The sequence below is a fragment of the Corynebacterium sp. UBA2622 genome (assembly GCF_002339505.1).
Lineage (GTDB): Bacteria > Actinomycetota > Actinomycetes > Mycobacteriales > Mycobacteriaceae > Corynebacterium.
Genome location: NZ_DDJO01000023.1, coordinates 45,164 through 66,272 on the forward strand (window position 1 = coordinate 45,164; position 21,109 = coordinate 66,272).

18 protein-coding genes are annotated in these 21,109 nt (G+C 69.7%); 7 read left to right on the forward strand and 11 right to left on the reverse strand.

Features of this window, described 5'->3' with window-relative positions; genetic code table 11:
• The first annotated feature begins 83 nt into the window (after positions 1–83).
• The 3 genes from B3611_RS09235 (at position 84) to B3611_RS09245 (ending at position 8,675) form a co-directional block, all read left to right on the forward strand.
• Positions 84–1,067 (forward strand): hypothetical protein, encoded by a 984-nt coding sequence (locus tag B3611_RS09235; protein ID WP_291314785.1) that lies wholly within the window; start codon positions 84–86, stop codon positions 1,065–1,067.
• Positions 1,068–1,160: 93 nt separating this feature from the next.
• Entirely contained in the window at positions 1,161–4,802 is a 3,642-nt protein-coding gene (locus B3611_RS09240; RefSeq protein WP_414646336.1) for an ABC transporter ATP-binding protein, read from the forward strand.
• Between the two features lie 126 nt (positions 4,803–4,928).
• A complete protein-coding gene (locus tag B3611_RS09245; RefSeq protein ID WP_291314787.1) occupies positions 4,929–8,675 on the forward strand; it encodes a multifunctional oxoglutarate decarboxylase/oxoglutarate dehydrogenase thiamine pyrophosphate-binding subunit/dihydrolipoyllysine-residue succinyltransferase subunit in 3,747 nt (1,248 codons plus the stop codon).
• 124 nt (positions 8,676–8,799) lie between these two features.
• Here the strand turns inward: B3611_RS09245 and B3611_RS09250 are convergent, their stop codons facing one another.
• Positions 8,800–9,570, reverse strand: a complete 771-nt coding sequence (locus B3611_RS09250; protein WP_291314788.1) for a hypothetical protein — start codon at positions 9,568–9,570, stop codon at positions 8,800–8,802.
• Positions 9,571–9,654: 84 nt separating this feature from the next.
• Positions 9,655–10,221, reverse strand: a complete 567-nt coding sequence (locus B3611_RS09255) for a general stress protein (protein ID WP_291314789.1) — start codon at positions 10,219–10,221, stop codon at positions 9,655–9,657.
• Between the two features lie 113 nt (positions 10,222–10,334).
• Between B3611_RS09255 and B3611_RS09260 the strand changes: the two genes are divergently transcribed.
• The gene (locus B3611_RS09260) at positions 10,335–11,477 is read left to right on the forward strand and encodes an Mrp/NBP35 family ATP-binding protein (RefSeq protein WP_291314790.1); all 1,143 of its coding nucleotides are present in this window, start codon (positions 10,335–10,337) and stop codon (positions 11,475–11,477) included.
• A 33-nt stretch (positions 11,478–11,510) separates the two neighbouring features.
• Here B3611_RS09260 and tatB read toward each other — a convergent pair whose 3' ends face one another.
• The 3 genes from tatB to sigE form a co-directional block, all read right to left on the reverse strand.
• Complete coding sequence (gene tatB, locus B3611_RS09265) at positions 11,511–11,984, reverse strand: Sec-independent protein translocase protein TatB (protein ID WP_291314791.1); 474 nt, start codon at positions 11,982–11,984, stop codon at positions 11,511–11,513.
• Between the two features lie 9 nt (positions 11,985–11,993).
• Entirely contained in the window at positions 11,994–12,233 is a 240-nt protein-coding gene (locus B3611_RS09270; RefSeq protein WP_291314792.1) for a hypothetical protein, read from the reverse strand.
• A 284-nt stretch (positions 12,234–12,517) separates the two neighbouring features.
• Positions 12,518–13,216 (reverse strand): RNA polymerase sigma factor SigE, encoded by a 699-nt coding sequence (sigE, locus tag B3611_RS09275; protein WP_291314793.1) that lies wholly within the window; start codon positions 13,214–13,216, stop codon positions 12,518–12,520.
• A gap of 122 nt (positions 13,217–13,338) precedes the next feature.
• On the opposite strand from sigE, the gene B3611_RS09280 reads away from it, so the two are divergent.
• Positions 13,339–14,010 carry an O-methyltransferase gene (locus B3611_RS09280; protein WP_291314955.1) on the forward strand — a complete coding sequence of 224 codons (672 nt, stop codon included), beginning with the start codon at positions 13,339–13,341 and terminating at the stop codon, positions 14,008–14,010.
• Here the strand turns inward: B3611_RS09280 and glgC are convergent, their stop codons facing one another.
• Entirely contained in the window at positions 14,011–15,228 is a 1,218-nt protein-coding gene (gene glgC, locus B3611_RS09285) for a glucose-1-phosphate adenylyltransferase (RefSeq protein ID WP_291314794.1), read from the reverse strand.
• Positions 15,229–15,369: 141 nt separating this feature from the next.
• Here glgC and glgA point away from each other — a divergent pair, with 141 nt between their 5' ends.
• Together glgA and B3611_RS09295 are read left to right on the forward strand one after the other, a co-directional pair.
• A complete protein-coding gene (gene glgA, locus B3611_RS09290; RefSeq protein ID WP_291314795.1) occupies positions 15,370–16,524 on the forward strand; it encodes a glycogen synthase in 1,155 nt (384 codons plus the stop codon).
• 8 nt (positions 16,525–16,532) lie between these two features.
• Positions 16,533–17,969, forward strand: a complete 1,437-nt coding sequence (locus B3611_RS09295) for a GH32 C-terminal domain-containing protein (RefSeq protein ID WP_291314796.1) — start codon at positions 16,533–16,535, stop codon at positions 17,967–17,969.
• Positions 17,970–18,023: 54 nt separating this feature from the next.
• Here the strand turns inward: B3611_RS09295 and B3611_RS09300 are convergent, their stop codons facing one another.
• The 5 genes from B3611_RS09300 to folP all read right to left on the reverse strand — a co-directional run bounded on the left by B3611_RS09300 (position 18,024) and on the right by folP (position 21,098).
• Positions 18,024–18,884, reverse strand: coding sequence for a methyltransferase domain-containing protein (locus tag B3611_RS09300; protein ID WP_291314797.1), 861 nt, complete (start codon positions 18,882–18,884; stop codon positions 18,024–18,026).
• Positions 18,885–18,954: 70 nt separating this feature from the next.
• A complete protein-coding gene (locus B3611_RS09305) occupies positions 18,955–19,125 on the reverse strand; it encodes a DUF3117 domain-containing protein (protein WP_291314798.1) in 171 nt (56 codons plus the stop codon).
• 33 nt (positions 19,126–19,158) lie between these two features.
• Complete coding sequence (locus B3611_RS09310) at positions 19,159–19,533, reverse strand: hypothetical protein (protein ID WP_291314799.1); 375 nt, start codon at positions 19,531–19,533, stop codon at positions 19,159–19,161.
• A gap of 3 nt (positions 19,534–19,536) precedes the next feature.
• Positions 19,537–20,289, reverse strand: coding sequence for a glucosyl-3-phosphoglycerate synthase (locus B3611_RS09315; RefSeq protein WP_291314800.1), 753 nt, complete (start codon positions 20,287–20,289; stop codon positions 19,537–19,539).
• Positions 20,286–21,098, reverse strand: a complete 813-nt coding sequence (gene folP / locus B3611_RS09320; protein WP_291314801.1) for a dihydropteroate synthase — start codon at positions 21,096–21,098, stop codon at positions 20,286–20,288. Before folP ends, B3611_RS09315 begins: the two co-directional genes overlap by 4 nt.
• Positions 21,099–21,109: the final 11 nt, after the last annotated feature.

The window sequence follows — 21,109 nt, forward strand, 5'->3', positions numbered from 1 at the left end:
GGCGCACATAGTTTTCACACCCACGCCCACGCTGAACTCCAGCCAACCCACCAACGAACCCGCCCCGCAGGAGGACACCAATCATGTTCGGCCGCACCAACCACCGCGACACCGCCGGTGCCGAAGCCCGCTACCACTCCGACGACCCGGAAGTGCAGCACATTATTACGGACGCGCTGAGCTCAGACACCGCCACGCTGGAAAAGGAGGCGGGCCCCACCGGCCGGGCGTTCATCTCCACCGTGGACAAGGCGGTCCACCTCCAGACCGGCCCGATCCGCAACTACGTCGAATGGGTCCGCCGGCAGAACCCGGAGCTCTCCCCCGCCGCCGTGCAGAAGGTGATGGACGGGCACTTCCGCAACGCCGTCTCCGGCACCGGTGCCGGCGCGGGTCTCGCCGCGGCCGTCCCGGGCGTGGGGCTGGTCACCGGCACCGCCGCCATCGCGGGAGAGTCCGTGGTCTTCCTCGACGTGGCCGCGTTCTACACCATGGCCAGCGCCTACCTGCGCGGGGTGGACATCACCGACCCCGAGCGCCGGAGGGCGATCGTCCTCGTCGCCCTCACCGGGTCGAAGGGGCTCGCCGTCGTGGACACCCTCCTGGGCGAAGACGCCACCGTGATCCCCACCGCCGCGACGCTCTCGCGCTTCTCCGGGCCCAAGCTGGTAGAGGCCAACAACATCCTCACCCGCGCAGCCATGAAGTCCATCTCGCGCCGCATGCGCCGCGCCTGGTTCGGCAAACTGCTGCCCCTCGGCCTGGGCGCCGTCGCCGGTGCCACCGCCAACCGCAAGCTCGCGGGCACGATCATCGACAACGTCGGCCCCAGCCTCGGGCCCATCCCCGCGCAGTTCATTTTCGCCCTGCCGGAGAAGGCGGAGGGCGGATCGAAGTTCAAGGGCGCGCTGAGCCCGAGCAACTTCGTCGAATTCGTTTCTAACGCCTTCGGCCGCGGCGACGGCGGGGACGACACCGCCGAATCGCGCACCGACGAATCGCACACCGGCGAGGCAGCCACCGGCGCGCCGGCCCGGAGGAAGGGCATCCTCCGCCGCGGCAAGTAGCGCCAAAATCCCCCACCGGAACCGGAAGGCAGGACCCGCAGCGTGAGACACCCAACCCCCGGAACGTGCGGGACATCCCTGATCACCCGGTCCATGGCGGCGGCCCGGACCACCGCGGTCGCCGCCTTCACCGCCTCCGCCGTCGCCGCCGCCGCGCAGGTCGCCCTTCCCGCCCTGACCGGCCACGCCATCGACATCGCCTCCGGAACAGCCCCCGGGTCCGTACCGCTGATCGCGGGGCAGATGATCGGGGTTGCCCTGCTCACCTACGCCATGGCGTGGATCCGCCGCTGGACGGCGGGGCGCCTCGCCGCCGAGAGCCAGCACTGGGTGCGCACCCGGATCCTGGACACCCTGCAACGCCTCGACGGGCCCGGTCAGGACGACATCGTCACCGGGCAGGTGGTCTCGCGCTCCATCTCTGACCTCAACCAGTTCCAGATGGTGCTCGGATCGCTGCCCATCTTCGCCACCCGCGCGCTGCAGCTCGCCCTCACCCTCGCGGCCATGTTCGTCATGGACCCGCGTCTGACCCTTCTCTCCCTCGCCCTGTTGCCCCTGATCCTCTGGGAGGCGAACCGCTCGCGGACGGCGCTCTACGCCGCAACGTGGGTCAACCAACAGGCCGCCGCGGATCTCGCGGAGCACGTCGAGCAGACCGTATCCGGGGTGCGCGTGGTCAAGGCCTTCGGCCGGGAGGAACGCGCCATCGACGAGCTCGACCGCTACGGCCGCACGCTCTACGCCGTGAAGATGCGTTCGGCGAAGCTCACCGCCCGCTTCCAGCCCGTCCTGAGCCAGCTGCCCAAGGCCGCGCTGGTGGTCACGATCATCGCCGGCGGCCTGACCGCCATCACCGGGGGCATCACCGTCGGCGGCTTCGTCGCCTTCACCTCCTACCTGACCTCCATGACCAGCATGATGAGCATGCTGACCAGCCAGTACGTGCGCCTCCAGATGGGCTTCAGCTCCGTCGACCGCCTCGACGAGGTCCTCTCACTCACCCCCGCCCACCGCGAACCCGCCACCCCGGCACCCGCCCCGGACGGCCCCCTCGGCATCCGCTTCAGCGATGTCACCTTCATCACCGGCGGCCACCGCGTCCTCGACGGCCTGACCCTCGACGTGCGCCCCGGCGAATTCGTCGCTCTCGTCGGCCCGGCTGGCGCGGGCAAATCCATGGCCGTCCAGCTCGCCGGCGCCTTCTACGAGCCGGACGGCGGTGCGATCTCGCTTCTCGACGCCTCCCTCACCCCCACCGGGTACAGCTCGCTGACCACCTCCGCCATCCGCCGGCGGGTGACGTGCGTTTTCGACGAGGCCTTCCTCTTCTCCTCCTCGGTGCGCGACAACATCGCGATGGGCGCCCCGGGCGGCACCGCCACCGACGCCGAGGTCCGCGAGGCCGCCCGCCTCGCCCGCGCCGACGAGTTCATCGACCGCCTCCCCGGGGGCTACGACACCCTCGTCGGCGAGCGTGGCCTGACCCTCTCCGGCGGGCAGCGCCAGCGCATCGCCCTCGCCCGGGCGCTTCTGGCCCGACCCGCCGTGCTCGTGCTCGACGATGGCACCAGCGCCATCGACGCGGAAAACGAGGCCGCGATCCTCGCCAACCTCCGCTCCGCGCTCACCGGCGTCGCCGTCATCGCCGTCGCCCACCGGCAATCCACCGTGGACCACTCCGACCGCGTCGTCGTCATGAGGAACGGACGCGCCGTCGCCGACGGCCCCCGCGACGAGGTCACCCGCACGGCCGACTACACCGACCTCATGGCACCGGAACCGCAGACGACCACCAGCCCCGCCGAGCCCCGGCACCGGGACCTCTGGCCGGAGGCCGCCCGCGCCAGCTCCGAGCACATCCTCACCGCCGCGCCCGCCACCCCGGGCAAGCCGGGCCGCGGCGCCTCGACCATCACCGCAACGCCTCAGCTGCGAGAGCGCGTCGCGCGCCTGCCGGCGGCGACCGAGGCCCCTGGCATCGACACCGCCGCACTGCGCCAACCCGGCAGGCCGTTCAGGGTCCGCGACCTCTTCCTCGCGGTGAGGTGGCTCATCGCCGCCACCGTGGTGCTCCTGGTCATCGGGGTCCTGGCCGACCTCGCCTTCCCCACCCTCGTGCGCGCCAGCATCGACCGCGGCATCCAGCCCCGCGACCCGGCCACCCTGTGGCGCGTCGGCGCGCTCGCCCTCGGTGTGGTCGCGGTGGCGTGGGCGAGCGAGGCGCTCATGACGGTGCTCAGCTCCCGCTCCGGCGAGCGCCTCCTCTACGGGTTGCGCCTGCGCAGCTACGCCCACCTGCAGCACCTCGGGCTGGCCTACTTTGAGCGCCAGCTCTCCGGTCGCATCATGACGCGGATGACCACGGACATCGACACCCTCTCCAGCTTCCTGCAGACGGGTCTGGCGGAAGCGATCGTGGCGGTGGGAACCCTGGCCGGTGTCTCCGCCATGCTGGTGGCCACCGACGCGGGTCTGACCCTGGTGGCGCTTGCCGCCGTGCCGGTCATCGTCGCCGCCACCGCCGTCTTCCGCCGGCTGTCCAAGCGGTGGTACGAGGCATCGCGCACCCAGATCTCGGCCGTCAACGGCGAGTTCGCCGAGCTCATCGGCGGGGTGCGCATAACCCAGATGCACCTCGGCGAGGCACGCACAGGCGAGCACTTCTCACGGGCCTCGGAAACGTACCGGCGCTACCGCATGCGCTCGGTGACCCTGGTGGCCACGTACTTCCCGGGCATGCAGGCGATATCGCAGGTGATGACGGCCGTTATCGTCGCCGTCGGCGGGCAGCGCGTCGCCCACGGGGACCTCTCCGTGGGCGTGCTGGTGGCCTTCACCATGTACCTGAGCCAGCTCTACGGGCCGATCCAGCAGCTCGGCCAGATCTTCGACTCGTGGCAGCAGGCGACCATCTCCTTCGGGCGCATCACCGAGCTGCTGGACACCCGCACCACTGTCCCCGACACCGGCACCGACCCCGGCGCGGCCCTCGCCGCCCGCGGCCCGCTGGCCTTCTCCGGGGTGACGTTCAGCTACGACCCCGCCGCACCGCGCGACCGTGCGGAGCTCCGGGACCTGGACGTGACGCTGCGCCCGGGCGAGACCGTCGCGCTCGTCGGGCCCACCGGGGCGGGCAAGTCGACCGTCGTGAAGCTGCTCGCCCGCTTCTACGACCCCGTGGAGGGAACCGTCGAGGCGTCGGGAAGCGACATCGCCCGCTTCCCCCTCCCCGAGTGGCGCCGCGCCGTGGCCCAGGTTCCGCAGGAGACCTACCTCTTCCCCGGGACGGTGGCGGAGAACATCGCCTACGGGGTCGACGGGGTGGACCCGCGGCGCGTCGAGGACGCGGTGAGGCGGATCGGGGCGCTCGGGGTCGTGGCCACCATTCCCGGCGGCTTCAACCATCCGGTCGGTGAGCGCGGCCGTGGGCTGAGCTCCGGGCAGCGCCAGATCATCGCGCTCGCGCGTGCGGAGATACTGGAGCCGGACGTGGTGCTTCTCGACGAAGCGACCGCCACACTCGACCCCGCGACGGAGAAGACGGTGCTGGACGCATCCGAGCAGGCGACGGCCGGGCGCACCTCCGTTATCGTCGCGCACCGCCTGGCCACGGCCGCCCGGGCGGACCGTGTACTCGTCATAGATAAAGGACGTATCATTGAGGACGGTACCCATGAGGCCCTCCTCCACCGGGGCGGCGCGTACGCCCGGATGTGGTCCATCAACCGCTAACGGGGGTGGGCGTTACGCACACCAAAACAACATGCCGGTAGCGAGTTAGCGCTCGCCCGCGGCGGACAATTAGAGTCAGACCGAGTTACCGCTATATACACCAACAGAGAGAGGCGAGCACCTGCCGTGAGCAGTGACAACACTTTCGGACAGAATGACTGGCTGGTAGACGAGATGTACCAGCAGTACAAGAAGGATCCGGGCTCCGTGGACAAGGAGTGGCGCGAGCTGTTCGACAAGCAGGGCTCGCCCGAGACCGAGGCCACCGTGCAGGTCGCCCCCGACGGGGACAGCGAGGCCCCCTCCTCGGGTGCAAAGACGGACCCGAAGGTCTCCGCCACCACCGCCGCGCCGAGCCAGGACGGCCGCCAGACCAAGGTCGACCAGGCCGCGCAGAACGCCGTGCAGAAGCGCACCGACACCCTGCCGAAGCCGAAGGTCTCCCCGCTGGACAAGCTTGACAAGACCACCGTTGAGCCGGGCGAGGCGCAGCTCAAGGGTGCCTTCCGCGCCATCGCGAAGAACATGAACGAGTCCCTGAGCGTGCCCACCGCCACCACGGTGCGCGATATGCCGGTCAAGCTCATGTTTGAAAACCGCATGCTGATCAACGACCACCTCAAGCGCACCCGCGGCGGCAAGATCTCCTTCACCCACATCCTCGGCTACGCCATCGTTCAGTCCACCAAGCTGCACCCGGACATGAACAAGAACTACCGCGAGGAGGGCAACAAGTCCTTCGCCGTCCAGCCCGAGCACATCAACCTCGGCCTGGCCATCGACCTGCCCCAGAAGGACGGTTCGCGCTCCCTCGTCGTCGCGGCCATCAAGGGCTGCGAGAACCTCTCCTTCAGCCAGTTCGTCGCCTCCTACGAGGACATCGTCAACCGCGCCCGCGACGGCAAGCTGACGATGGACGACTTCCAGGGCGTGACCATCCAGCTGACCAACCCGGGTGGCATCGGCACCCGCCACTCCATCCCGCGCCTCATGGCCGGGCAGGGCACCATCGTGGGCGTGGGTGCCATGGATTACCCCGCGGAGTTCGCGGGCGCGTCCGAGGACCGCCTCGCGGAGCTGGGCGTGGGCAAGCTGGTCACCCTGACCTCCACCTACGACCACCGCGTGATCCAGGGCGCCGAGTCCGGCGAGTTCCTCCGCGACATCTCCCAGCTGCTCATCGACGACAAGTTCTGGGACGAGATCTTCTCGGCCATGGAGATCCCCTACTCCCCGCTGCGCTGGGCGCAGGACCTGCCGAACACGGGCATCAACAAGGACACACGCGTCATGCAGCTCATCGAGGCGTACCGCTCGCGCGGCCACCTCAACGCGGACACCAACCCGCTGCGCTGGCACCAGCCCGGCCTGCCCAAGCCCGACGCCCGCGACCTGCTCATGGAGACCCACGGCCTGACCCTGTGGGACCTCGACCGCACCTTCCACGTCGGCGGCTTCGGCGGCAAGGAGACCATGACCCTGCGCGAGGTCATGTCCCGCCTGCGCTCCGCCTACACCCTCCACGTCGGTGCCGAGTACACCCACATCCTCGACCGCGACGAGCGCGAGTGGCTGCGCGACCGCATGGAGGCCGGCATGCCCAAGCCGACCAACGCGGAGCAGAAGTACATCCTGCAGAAGCTCAACGCCGCCGAGGCCTTCGAGAACTTCCTGCAGACCAAGTACCTCGGCCAGAAGCGCTTCTCCCTCGAGGGCGCCGAGACCCTCATCCCGCTCATGGACGCGGTCATCGACACCGCCGCGGGCCAGGGCCTGGAGGAGGTCGTCATCGGCATGCCGCACCGCGGTCGCCTGAACGTGCTGTTCAACATCGTGGGCAAGCCCGTCGCCACAATCTTCAACGAGTTCGAGGGCAACATGAAGTCCGCCCAGCAGGGCGGCTCCGGCGACGTGAAGTACCACCTGGGCTTCCAGGGCGAGCACATCCAGATGTTCGGCGACGGTGAAATCAAGGTCACCCTGGCCGCCAACCCGTCCCACCTCGAGGCCGTCGACCCGGTGCTCGTAGGCATCGCCCGCGCGAAGGACGACCACCTCAAGCACACCCAGGGCCGCGACGACCACCCGATCGTCCCGATCATGCTGCACGGCGACGCCTCCTTCACCGGCCTGGGCATCGTCCAGGAGACCCTGAACCTGTCCAAGCTCAACGGCTACACCGTGGGCGGCACCGTCCACATCGTGGTGAACAACCAGATCGGCTTCACCACCACCCCGGACTCCGGGCGCTCCACCTACTACGCCACCGACCTGGCCAAGGGCTTCGACTGCCCCGTCTTCCACGTCAACGGAGACGACCCCGAAGCCGCCGCGTGGGTTGCACACCTGGCCACGGAGTACCGCCGGGAGTTCGGTAAGGACGTCTTCATCGACCTGATCTGCTACCGCCTGCGCGGCCACAACGAGGCCGACGACCCGACCGTGACCCAGCCGCTCATGTACGAGCAGATCCAGTCCCACCCCTCGGTGCGCACCCGCTACACCAACGACCTCATCGGTCGCGGTGACATCACCCAGGAAGAGGCCGAGATCGCGGCCCAGGACTTCCACGACCAGCTGGACTCCGTCTTCTCGGACGTCAAGGCCAACGAGGGCAAGCCCAGCGAGCAGACCGGCATCACCGAGGCCCAGGAGCTCACCCTCGGCCTGGACACCTCCATCAGCGAGGAGACCTTCAAGCGCCTCGCGGCAGCCTACAAGGACCTGCCGGAGAACTTCGTGGCCAACAAGCGCCTCAACTCCGTGCTGAAGAAGCGCGGCAGCTCCTTCGAGGACGGTGACATCGACTGGGGCTGGGGCGAGCTACTCGCCTTCGGTTCCCTCGCGGAGGATGGCGAGGTCGTCCGACTCGCCGGCGAGGATTCCCAGCGCGGAACCTTCACCCAGCGCCACGCGGTGCTGTACGACCCGGAAAACGGCGACGCCTACAACCCGCTGGACGAGAACGCGAAGAAGGCCGGTAACGACGGCCGCTTCGAGGTGATCAACTCCGCGCTGACCGAGTACGCCGGCATGGGCTTCGAGTACGGCTACACCATCGGCAACAGCGACGCCGTCGTCGCCTGGGAGGCCCAGTTCGGTGACTTCGCCAACGGCGCCCAGACCATCATCGATGAGTACCTCGCCTCCGGGGAGACCAAGTGGGGCGAGCTGTCCTCGCTGATCGCCCTGCTGCCGCACGGCTACGAGGGCCAGGGCCCGGACCACTCCTCCGCCCGCATCGAGCGCTACCTGCAGCTCGTCGCCGAGGGGTCCATGACCATCGCCCAGCCGTCCACCCCGGCCAACCATTTCCACCTGTTGCGCCGCCAGGCGATGGGTGAGATGAAGCGCCCGCTGGTCGTCTTCACCCCGAAGTCGATGCTGCGCAACAAGGCGGCCGTATCCCAGCCGGCCGACTTCATCGAGGTGGACCGCTTCCAGTCCGTCATCGACGACCCGAACTTCGTCGAGCGCGGCAACAAGAAGGTCTCCGGTGCCGACCACTCCAAGGTGGAGACCATCCTGCTCTGCTCCGGTAAGATCTACTGGGAACTGGACAAGCGCCGCCAGAAGGACAAGAGGGACGACGTGGCCATCGTGCGCGTGGAGATGCTCCACCCGATCCCCTTCAACCGCCTGAAGGACGCCTTCGCCAACTACCCGAACGCGAAGCAGATCCGCTGGGTCCAGGACGAGCCGGCAAACCAGGGTGCGTGGCCGTTCTACAACGAGCACCTGCGCAACCTCATCCCGGACATGCCCGAGATGGTCCGCGTCTCGCGCCGCTCGCAGTCCACCACCGCCACCGGTGTAGCCAAGGTCCACCAGCTCGAGGAGAAGCAGCTTCTCGACGAGGCCTTTGCCAAGTAAACCGGCGTAAACGCCGCGGCACCCCCGCCGCGGCGCGCCGGAGCCGACGCGCGAAAGAACCGGGCCGGTCCGCTCCATCCCCACGGATGGCGGACCGGCCCGGTTTGTCGTCCCAGTAAGCGAGTCAGCCGCGGATCTGGGTTGTGTCGGGGCTGTCGCGCACCTCGGTGCGAGCCTGCTCCCTCAGCCATCCCCGCACCGCCTCGGTGGCGGGTTCTCCCCCGCTCACCTTCCGCGCCATGTCCGCGACGCCCTTCGTGTCCAGGGCGCGGTTGATGAAGTTGATCCGCTGCGTCTCGTCGCGGGTGAACTCCGCCTTGGGGAAGATCGGGATGAGGTTGCGGGGCAGCTCCAGGGCGCTGCCTCCCGTATCACCCGCCACGTCCGCGCACCCCTCGGCCGGCGAGAGATCCACCGTGGTGACGTCCCCGGGAAGTGCACTCACGGCGGCGTCGTAGGTTTCCTTCGCCCCCTCCGGCTCCGCGGTGCCGGGCGCGGGCGCGGCCATGTCGCCCGCAAGCTTCTCGGCCGCGGCGCGGTCCAGCTGGGTGAGGAGCGTGCCCGTGCACGCGACGGTGAAATCCACTCCGTCCTCCGCGAGCAGGTCAACCGCGTGGACCCCGTGGCGGGTGTCCACGGCCCGGGTTTCCGCGTCGCGGCCCATGGAGAAGAACATCTGGCGGTAGACCTCGCCCAGGGCGACCTGCTCGTCGGAGCCGGAATCCACGCCGATGACCACCTTCGGGTGCTCCCGCGCTCCCTGCCACGAGCGGGCCTCGCCAACGACGGCGGGCGCGGCCACCGCGACCGCGATGGAGGCGGCCGCGAGACCCACCGCGGCCAGGCGCCGGGGCCGTCGGCTCTCCGACGCCGCCGCGCGTGTGGTCCCACTCATCTTCCCGGCTGTCCTTTCTCACGTGCACGGGCCGCGGGCGCGGCCGGCTGTCGGGCCTTACTGTACCCGGCCGGCCGGGCGCCGTTACGCGCGCGGCTCCCCGCCGGGGTTCTGGTCCCGTCCGGCGGGCGTACCACCCTGCGCGGCGGTGCCGAAGCTCATCTGCGCGATGGCGTCGCGGGCGCGCGGGGCGGTGGACGGGTCGCACAGGACGTCGTAGTGGCCGGCGACGATGGCCGTCGCGGAGGAGAAGTCGCGCCTGCCGCCCGTCAGCGCGTAACCGATTGCAGCGAAGATGAGGCCGAAGACCGCGCCGATGAGCAGCGCCCAGACGGCGACGCCCCAGCCCTCCCCCGGCGTGGAGAACAGGGCGAACAGCAGGCCGAAGAAAAGGCCCATCCACGCGCCGGACAGCGCACCACCGCCGAGGACGCGCGGCCAGGTCAACCGCCCCGTGACATTCTCCACCTGCATGAGGTCCACGCCCACGATGGTGAGGTGCTGGACGGGGAACTCCTGGTCGGCCAAGCCGTCCACGGCGCGCTGCGCGTCCTCGTAGCTTGTGAAGCTTCCCACCGGCCATCCGCTGGGGCGCTGCCGCGCGACCGGCTGGTTCGCCCGCCCGCCCATCGGGTTCATCGGCTGCGTCATGTCCATCACGTCCTTCGATTCGGATTAGTTATTGCCGGTTCCCAGGTTAGTACCCGGGGGCTGTTGGGGCGTCGATAAGCGGGTGCGCTCGAGGGGCCTATACTCGACGGCAAATGTCTGAGACCAGAGAAATCACCAGAGAGACCGTCCTTGAGGCGCTAAGCCGCGTTGACGACCCGGAGATCGGCAAACCGATCACGGAGCTCGACATGGTCGAATCCATCGCTATCGATGGGGCGGACGTCGCGGTTGGCGTCTACCTCACCATCGCGGGCTGCCCGATGCGCGGGACCATCGAGTCCAATACCCGGGCGGTGCTGGAGGAAATCGAGGGGGTCGGCGACGTCTCCGTGACCATGCACACCATGAGCGACGAGCAGCGCCGGGCGCTCAGCCTGAAACTGCGCGGCGCCCAGACCACCCCGGAGATCCCCTTCGCGGACCCCGACACGCGCACCCGCGTGTACGCCATCGCCTCCGGCAAGGGCGGCGTGGGCAAGTCCTCCGTGACGGTCAACCTCGCCACCGCCCTCGCCGCGGAGGGGTTGACCGTCGGCATCCTCGACGCCGACATCTACGGCCACTCGATCCCGGGCCTGATGGGATCGGGGGATCAGTCCCCCACCGTCGTCGACGACATGATCATGCCCCCGATCGCACACGACGTGCGCCACATCTCCGTCGGCCAGTTCGTCGAGGGCAACGCGCCCGTGGTGTGGCGCGGCCCGATGCTCACCCGCGCCATCCAGCAGTTCCTCTCAGACGTTTACTGGGGCGACCTGGACGTGTTGTTCATGGACCTGCCCCCGGGAACCGGCGACGTGGCCATCACGGTGGCGCAGCTGATCCCCAACGCGGAGCTCGTTGTGGTGACCACCCCGCAGGCCGCGGCGGCGGAGGTCGCCGAGCGAGCCGGCACCATCTCCCAGCAGACCGGCCAGCGCATCGCCGGCGTGGTGGAGAACATGTCCGGGATGGCCATGCCCGACGGCTCCGTGATGAACGTCTTCGGCGAGGGCGGCGGCCAGCGGGTCGCCGACCGGCTGACCGCGCTCACGGACAACGGCGAGGTGCCCCTGCTCGGCTCCGTGCCGCTTGATCCGGCCCTGCGGGAGAACGGCGATGCCGGCACGCCCGTCGTCCTCTCCCAGCCGGACTCCCCGGCCGCCGGGGCGCTGCGGGCCGTCGCCGCGAAGCTCAAGGTTCGCCGCGACTCCCTCGCCGGGAGGAAGCTCAACCTGGGGGTTAACCGCTAGGACGCAGCCCCCGCGGAAGCTGGCTGAAAAAACCTAGGTGATGTCCGCCCACGAGAAGCCCCCGCTTCCGGCCTCCCCCCGGCCGGGGCGGGGGTTGTCCTGTGCGCCACCGATGTCGACGCGGGTGCTGCCGGGACCGGCTGGTTTCCCCGGGGCCGGGCGCGGGCCGGAGGGGCGCGAAGGTGCGCGGGGGTCGGGCTCGTCCGGGTTGCGGGCTGGGGCGCCGGGGCGGTCGTCGGGGTCGTCGAAAAGCACCTTCGCCACCGCGCGGCGCGGACCGAGGGCCGCGTACTCCGTGACCGCGTTCAGCGGCTTGCGGAACTCCTCGAACTCCTCGAACCCCGCGTCGAGCTCGAGCTCCTTCTTGGCGTTGTTGATCGCCTTGCGGGCGGCGTAGATCCCGGCGCGCACGTCCGCGACCACACCCGGGAGGCGCTCCGGGCCGATGACGATGAGGCCGATGAGGAGAATGAAGAAGATCTCTCCCCAGCCGATGTTAGAAAACACGGCTCAACCCTACCCGCGCCGCTTCAACGCGCGGAGGATCGCGTCAACCTTGCCGGAGGCACCGCCTTGGGCGCTTCTCGACGCCCCATCCTCCCCCGCCGGCATCTGCTCCCCGACCTGGCTGAGCCGCTCGACGAGGGTCCGCGGCGCGCGGATCGACTCATCGGCCCCGCAGGAGCGCAACCGCTCCGCGGCGGAACGCTGAATGTTGACCTCCCTGCGGCACTCCTCACAGGCGACGATGTGCACCCGGGCCCTGTGAGCTGCGTGGCGACTGAGCTCGCCGTCCGCGAAGGCGGCGATGGCCTCGGTGCTCAGGTGGTCGGTGGGACGAAACGTCGGCTGGGATCCCGCGGCGCGGGGAGACGACCCCGGCAGGTGAATATTGATGGCGGAGCCTCCTTCCCTTTCCGGCCGTGCCCGCGCGCGGTGGGCGCGCGGAGGGTGCGCAATGACGGCGCAACTGCTCCCCTTTATACCGCGACTGCCCGCGGTCGTGCCGGAGGAACCCGGTCCCGGTGGCCGGGTGGGCCTCAGCGGGCGCGGATCAGCTCGCGGGCGCTGGCGTCGCTGAGCGCCTGCGCCTCGAGGCTCTGGCGCAGCTGGGTGCGCCCGCGGTGGATGCGGGAGCGCACGGTGCCCATCTTCACCCCGAGGGTGTCCGCGATCTCTTCGTAGCTCATGCCCACAACGTCGCAGAGAACCACGGCGACGCGGAAGTCCGGGCCGAGGTCGTCGAGGGCGCGCTGCAGGGCCGGGTCGAGGTTGGTGGCGGTGTACGCCTGCTCGGGGGTCATCTCGGTGCCGGGGACGCGCTCGTAGTCCTCGGGGAGCGCCTCCATGCGGATCTTCGCCCGGTGGCGCACCATGTCCAGGAAGAGGTTGGTGGTGATGCGGTGCAGCCACCCCTCGAAGGTGCCGGGCTGGTAGCTCTTCAGGCTGCGGAATACACGCATGAAGGTCTCCTGCGTCAGGTCCTCCGCGTCGTGCTGGTTCCCCGAGAGGCGGAACGCGAGGCGGTAGACGCTGTCGGCGTGCTCGGAGACCAGCTCACTCCACGAGGGCATCGCCCCCGCACCGGCATCGAAGGCGGCGGTGCCGGAGAGATCGGCGGATTCCGGGTTTCCTGCCGGGTCTTCCGCGGCGACCGTGCTGCTGTCACCCGGACCCGTGGCGGGGTCCTGCTGGGCGGCGGGGTGCGGCTCGAAGCCGCGGGCACGGTCGTTTTCCATGGGAATGATTGTTTCAAACTCGTATGGCAAACGCCAGAAAAGCGGCCAGCAAAACGCTGCAAGCGGATAACAATCCGCTAACAGCTCGCGGCTGCCCGTCGCTTCCCCACCATGGCCCTATGATGAACACCGTGACTGACTCCGCCTTTACCACCATGAACTCGTACATCGCCGGGCGCGCGCGCCGAGGCGAGACCGCCTTTGACCGCGGCCTGCAGCAGGCCCGCACGGACGCGGAGGAGAACTACCTCTCCGCCCCCAGCGCGGGGCTCGGCTCCCTGCTGACCACGCTCGCGGCCACCGGCGGGTCCAGCCACGGCGCCGTCGTGGTCACCCCCGCCGCGGGTGTGGTGGGGCTGCACATCCTCCACGGGCTGCCCGAGAAAGCCACTCTGACCTGCATCGACCCCGAGGCGGAGCACCAAGCTGGCGCGCGCGGGGCGTTCAGGACCGGCGGGTTCGCCGGCTCCCGGGCCCGCTTCCTCACCGCCCGACCGCTCGACGTGATGAGCCGGCTGGCCCCCGCGTCATACCATCTCGTCTACGCGGACGTCGCCCCCGTGGAGCTTTCGGCCCTCGTCAGCGCCGCCTGGCCACTCCTGGCGCCCGGCGGCACGCTCGTCATCGCGGACTCGCTTCTCGACGGCACGGTGGCCGATCCCACGCGCCGCGACCGCGACACGGATGCCGCCAGGGCGCTGGCGGATGACGTCGACAAGCTCGCTGACGACGCCGGGGCCGTGGTGACCCGCCTCCCCCTGGACGGCGGGGTCACCCTGGTCACTCGGCGGTAGCTAGACCACGCGGTTCTTGCCCACGACGACCACGCCGCCGTCGGAGACCGTGTAGTTCTCGCGGTCCCGGTCGTGGTCGACGCCGATGATCTCGCCGTCGGAGACGTAGACGTTCTTGTCCAGGATGGCGTGGCGCACCACCGCGCCTCGGCCGACGCGGACACCCGGCATGAGCACGGAGCCCTCGACGGTCGCCCCCTCCTCGACGCGCACGTCGGTGGAGAGCACCGAGTTGCGCACCGTCGCACCCGAGACGATGGAGCCTGCGGCGACGATGGACTCCTGGGCGATGCCACCGAGGACGAACTTGGCGGGCGGGAGGTTGCTGTCCTCCGTGGAGTGGATCGGCCACGCCTTGTTGTACAGGTTGAAGATCGGGTGCGAGGAGATCAGGTCCATGTGGGCATCGTAGAAGGAGTCGATGGTGCCGACATCGCGCCAGTATCCCTTGTCGCGGTCGGTGGCACCCGGGACTTCGTTGTGGGAGAAGTCGTAGACGTTGGCCTCGCCCTTGTTCACGAAGTACGGGATGATGTCGCCGCCCATGTCATGGTCGGAGTCGTCGTTTTCCTCGTCCTCCAGCAGCGCCTTGATCAGGGCCTCGGTGGAGAAGACGTAGTTGCCCATGGAGGCGAAGGTCACCTCCGGGTCGTCCGGGGTGCCGGGCGGGTCCGCCGGCTTCTCCAGGAACTCGGTGACTGTGCCGTCCTCGTCCGCCTGGATGCAGCCGAAGGCGGTGGCCTCCTCCCGCGGGACGCGGATGCCGGCGACGGTGGCGGCCTTGCCGGAGCGGATGTGGTCCTCCACCATCTGGGAGGGGTCCATGCGGTAGACGTGGTCCGCGCCGAAGACGAGCACGTAGTCCGGCATGTCGTCGTAGATCAGGTTCAGCGACTGCACGATGGCGTCGGCGGAGCCGTTGTACCAGCGCTTGCCGCGGCGCTGCTGCGCCGGGACAGACGCGATGTACTGCGGTGTCGGGCCCGAAACGTTCCACGCGGTGGCCACGTGGCGGTCGAGGGAGTGCGACTTGTACTGGGTGAGCACCGCAATCCTCATGTACCCGGCGTTGACCAGGTTGGACAACACGAAGTCGATGAGCCGGTAGTTCCCCCCGAAGGGGACGGCCGGCTTGGCGCGGTCAGCGGTCAGCGGGAACAGGCGTTTGCCTTCGCCGCCCGCAAGGACAATGGCAAGAACTCTCGGCTGGCTTTTCACACTTTTCCAGCCTAGTCGTTTCCGGCCCCGGTGCACGGGGAATATCGGCCCCGCAGCACCCGGGCCCCGCGCGGTTTGACGCAGGCCGAATGCCGTGCGGGCTTCTGCAGCGCCGCTGAATCCTCACTAGGCTCGGCGGGTATGAGAGTCGGAATGATGACCAGAGAGTATCCGCCGGAGGTCTACGGCGGTGCCGGCGTCCACGTCACGGAGCTCACCCGCTTCATGCGCGAGATCGTCGACGTCGACGTCCATTGCATGGGTGCGCCCCGCGACGAGGAGAACGTCTACGTTCACGGGGTCGACCCCGAGCTGGAGGGCGCCAACGGCGCCCTGAAGACGCTCTCCACCGGCCTGCGCATGGCCAACGCGGCCGACAACATCGACGTGGTGCACTCCCACACCTGGTACGCCGGCCTGGGTGGACACCTCACCGGCCTGCTCTACGACATTCCGCACGTGGCCACCGCGCACTCGCTCGAGCCCGACCGCCCCTGGAAGCGCGAGCAGCTCGGCGGCGGCTACGACATCTCCTCCTGGTCGGAGAAGAACGCGATGGAATACGCCGATGCCGTCATCGCCGTCTCCTCCGGGATGAAGGAGTCCATCCTCGCCGCCTACCCGCGCATCAGCGAGGACAGGGTCCACGTGGTGCTCAACGGCGTAGACACCTCCAAGTGGTTCCCCGGGGAGGGGACGATCACCGAGGAGCTCGGGGTGGACCCCTCCAAGCCGATTGTCGCCTTCGTCGGGCGCATCACCCGGCAGAAGGGCGTGCCCCACCTGCTCAAGGCCGCGCGGCATTTCGATAGGGACATCCAGCTCATTCTGTGCGCCGGGGCACCCGACACCCCCGAGATCGCGGCGGAGACGCAGGCCCTGGTGGACACCCTGCGCGCGGAGCGCGAGGGCGTGTTCTGGGTCCGGGACATGCTGCCCGCCGAGAAGGTGCGCGAGGTCTACGCAGCCGCCGACGTTTTCGTCTGCCCCTCCATCTACGAGCCGCTCGGCATCGTCAACCTGGAGGCGATGGCCTGCGAAACCGCCGTGGTGGCCTCCCGCGTGGGTGGCATCCCCGAAGTTGTCGTCGACGGTGAGACCGGCATCCTCGTCGACTACAACGAGTCCGACCCAGGGTCCTTCGAACAGGGGATCGCCGAGGCGGTGAACAAGGTCGCCGCCGACAAGGAGCGCACGGCTTCCTTCGGTCGCGCGGGCCTCGAGCGCGTGCGCAGCGAGTTCACCTGGGACAAGATCGCCCGGCAGACCGTGGACATCTACAAGAGCTTGATTTAGGGGATCACATGGGTATCTACAGACCAGAACTGCACTTCACCGCCGAGCGGGGCATCCTGCAAGCGGCCGCGGGCGTGCTTCGCGACGGCTCCACCAGCGACCCGTCCGATCCCACCGGCTCCGGTGACACCTGGCACATGTTCCACCAGTACGCCCTCGCCCCGGGTGAACCCAGCCGCTGGGGCCACGCCGTCTCGGACGGCAACCCCTTCGACTGGGTCGAGTGCAACGACGCCATCGTGCCGGCCGGGGATGAGACCACCGTGCGCGCCGGTGCCGTCGTTGCCTCCCCTGGGGGCATCGACCTCTACTTCACCTCCGCCACGGAGGCGGGCAGCACCATTCAGATCGCCCACGCCGACGACCTGGACGGCGACGACGAGGACATCAGCGAGGAATACTCCGCCAGCGCCGCCTTCGTGCGCCGCGGCGACGCAGTATCCGACACAGGCGGTTTCACCAGCTTCCGCTCCCCCTGTGTCGTACAGGGGTGGCTGAGCAACGATGACCGCGACCGCGGCGAGTCGGGCTGGCTCATGCTCGCCGTCACCGGCCCCACGGACGCGCCCGTGGTCACCGTGCTCACCTCCGAGGTGGGTGCCGACTGGACCGTGCTCGGCGCTCTCGAGTTCGACGGCGACCCGGGCTTCGACCCCGCCGGTGAGTCCGTCGTGGCTCCGCGCATCTTCCGCCTGCGCGACGAGGTCGACGGGCAGATTTACGACGTCCTCCTTCTCACCCTCGAGCGCCGGGGACCCGACGGGGGCAACCGGGACGAGACCGTCTACGTCACCGGAAAACTCGACGGAAACGAGTTCACCGTGGTCACACCGGCTCAAGTGATCGACCACGGCCATGATTTCTCCCGGCCCCGCACCACCACCTACACCAACGGAACGCGCGAACGGCAGAACCGCTACGACCGCGCCTACCTCTACGGCTCCATGCGCCGCTCCGGGCGCAACGCGGACCTGACAACGGAGAAGAACTGGGAGGCGGCAGGCTGGGCCGGGGCGCTCACCCTGCCGCGACGGGTGACCCTGCAGCACGGCCACCTCTACCAGACCCCCGCCCCGGGGCTGCCGGACGCGGTGGAGGAATCCCGGCGGGCCAAGATGTGGACCGGCATCTGCGAGATCCCGGTCGGCTCGTCCGTCGTGGCCGAGATCCTCGACGGCGACGGCGAGCCCGCCGCCATCGTTACGCATTCGGGCGACACCATCGCCCTCGACCGCCACGACGGAACCCCGGCCGAGTGCGGCCTGCACGACGAGGACGAGGACAACATCACCATCATCGTTGACGGCTCCACCATCGAGGTCTTCGCCGGCGGCGGGGCTGCGGTGCTTTCCTCGCGGTTCTGGCCGGAAGGCGGCTGCTCCGGCATCCGGGTGCGCTCCACCGGCGACGCGGAGATCTTCAGCGAGTGGCGCCGCGGGCACTAGTACCGGGCTGCAAAGAAAAAAGGGGCCGGCGGCCCCTTTTTTTCATGCCCTCCGCTACCCCGCCTTGCGGAAGCGCAGCAACCGTGCCCGCGCGGTGACGTCCATGTAATCCGGCAGCGCCGCGATGCGCTCGCGCAGCTGCCCGGATTCCACGTGGCGCGCCGAGGGGCTCATGCCCACCTGCGCGGCGATGGAGCCGCGGTCCAGGCGGATGGGGTACTCGATCAGCTCGGTCTCGCCCAGCTGCACCAGGTGGCCGGAGGCCTGCTCGAGTAGACGCTCCACCTTGTTGCCCTCCACGCCCAGGATGCCGAGTGGCTCGCGCAGCTCGTCGAGGTGGCCGGTGTCGGCGACGAGGATGACGGCCTCGCCATCATCGGCGAGCACGCGGGCGAACTCCGCGGGGTTGCGGGGCGCGAAGATCACGGTCAGGGCGTCGACGGAGGCGTCGAGAAGCGGAAGGCCCTCCCATACGTCCGCGACGACGGCCCCGATGCGCGCGTGCGCCTTGGCCAAAAGCTTCGCGGCGGGCGTCGAGATGTCGATGCCCACACCGCGCGAGCCCTCGATGCTGTCGAGGGTGTGGGAAAGGTAGTAGCCGGTGCCCGCGCCGACCTCGAGGATGACGGGCTCGGCGGCGTGGGACTTCTCGACGGCATCCGCGACGCGCTCGGTGACCGTCTCGACGAACGGGGCGAAGTGGCCCTGGGAGAGGAAGAGCTCGCGGGCCGTGACCATCTCGGCACTGTCACCCTCGTGGTGCAGCCCCCGGCCCCCGACGAGCGTGACGTAACCCTGGCGGGCCACGTCGTAGGAGTGCCCCGTCTCCGAAACGAGGCGGGCGAAGTCGTCTGCGCCGGTCAGCGGCGAGCGGTCAACGGGGTCCGCGAGAACGTCAACGATGTCTCTGAGCATGGCGTGATCCTACCGCGCCGCGCGCGGGCGGGGTTGGACGGGCGGAGAATGACCCGAACAGCCGGTGAGCTCAGGCGTCGGCCGCTCCGGAGAGGAGGCGGCCCAACTCGGCGGCCTCCTCCTTGCTCATCTCCACGACGAGGCGCCCGCCGCCGTCGGAGGGGATGCGCATGACGATCTTCCTGCTCTCCTCGACCGCTTCCATCGGTCCGTTGCCGGTTCTCGGTTTCATCGCTGCCATAGTGGGCCTCCTGGTTCTGCTCCCGCGCGCGGGTCAGTCGTGTTCGACTCGTGTGGTCTCGGTTTCATAACAGTCTACGCCGTTTTGCGCGGCGGGGGCCGCCGGCTGGGACGCCCGCTCAGCCCGGCGGCCGGCACCCGGTGCCACACCCTGAACCACATCCCTCTGCGCCGCCAGCTGCTCCACCAGTGCGTCGACCTGGTCCATGCGGTAGCCGCGGTGCACCACCTCGAGGGTGATGCCGTCGAGGTCCCCGGCCTCCACCGCGCGGCGGTTACCCTCGATGATGTCCGCGCTCGGCGGCAGGGGTTCGAGGGCTTCCCCGCGGCCGAACACGCGCGAGGAGATCATGAGCCCGATGACGCAGACGAGCGCGATGATGATGATCAGAAGGATCCAGGACAGCATGGGTTAGATAGTATCGCCCGCCCACGCGGGACGCTCCTCCGCGGGCGTGAGCGCGGGGACGCACCCGGCCCGGGAGAGCAGGGTGCGGGCGACGACCTCGGCCATCGGCGCGAGCTCCCCGAGGGGCCGGTTGCGGTGGGTGCGCGCCCCGAGGTCGACCTGTGTGACGGAATCCGGGCCGTGGCGCCGCGCGACGTCGACGAGAAGCCCCGCCTCGACCCCGTAGCCGCCCACGAAGGGCAGGCGCAGCGCGGTGGAGCGGCGCACGGCGTACTCCCCCGCCAGCGGCTGGTCGATGTGGGCCAGCTCGGGGAACAGGGCGCGGATGAGGGGCTTCGCGGTGAGCTCGGTGACCCGCCCGCCCCCGGTGGGTCGGTCGTCGATTCCGCGGTCGTAGGAGGCCTTCACGAGGTGGACGGCGGGGTCGGCGAAGGGTGCGGCGAGCGCGTCGGCCCACCAGGGTTCAACGGAGGTCACGTCGGCGTCGACGAAGACGACCACGTCGCCCGCCGCAGCCCGGATGCCGCGCCAGAGAGCCTCCCCCTTGCCCGGCCGCGGCCTGATGTCGGGGGCGACACCGCGCCAGTTCACCACGCGCGCGCCCGCCCCGGCGGCGGCACGGGCGGTGCCGTCGGTGGAGTCCGGGTCGATGACGATGACCTCGTCGGCCGAGGACTCGAGGCACGTTGCGACGACCCCCGCCACCGTGCTCTCCTCGTTGAGCGCGGGGATGACTACGCTGATGCCGACGCTCACGCCAGGCCGCGCACCGTGTCGAGGGGGGCCACCTCACCGGCGATGGCGGCGGTCATGCGGATCACGTCCGCGGTCTCGCGGACCTCGTGGGCGCGAAACGCCGCCACCCCGCGGGCTGCGCACCAGGCCGTGGCGGCCAGGGTGCCGGCCACGCGCCCGCCCACCGGGCGGGCGAGGGTCTCGCCGACGAAGTCCTTGTTGCTCAGCGCCATGAGCACCGGCCAGCCGGTGGCCACCAGGCGGTCGACGTGGCGCAGGATCTCCAGGCCGTGAAATGTGTTCTTGCCGAAGTCGTGCGCCGGGTCGATGAACACCTTTTGCTCGGGCACCCCGGCGGCGGCCGCGCGCTCCGCCAGGCGGGTGGTCTCGCGGATCACGTCGCCGACGATATCGTCGTAGTGCACCCGGTGGGGGCGCGTGCGCGGGGTGGCGCCGCCGGTGTGCGAGCAGACGTAGCCCACGCGGTGTGCCCCGGCGACCTCTACGAGCTCGGGGTCGTAACCCGCCCAGGTGTCGTTGATCAGGTCCGCGCCGGCGGCGACGGCCCGCTCGGCCACCTCTGAACGCCACGTATCCACGGAGATGGAGATGCCGGGGTGGCGCCCGCGGATGGCGTCGATCAGCGGCACCACGCGGTCGGCCTCCTCGTCGGCGCCGACCTCCCCGCCCGGGCCCGCCTTGACGCCGCCGACGTCGACGATGGACGCGCCGTGCGCGATCGCCTCCTCCGCCCGGGCGAGGGCGTCGCCGAGGGCGAAGGTCGCTCCCCGGTCGTAGAAGGAGTCGGGGGTGCGGTTGACGATCGCCATTACGCGGGCGA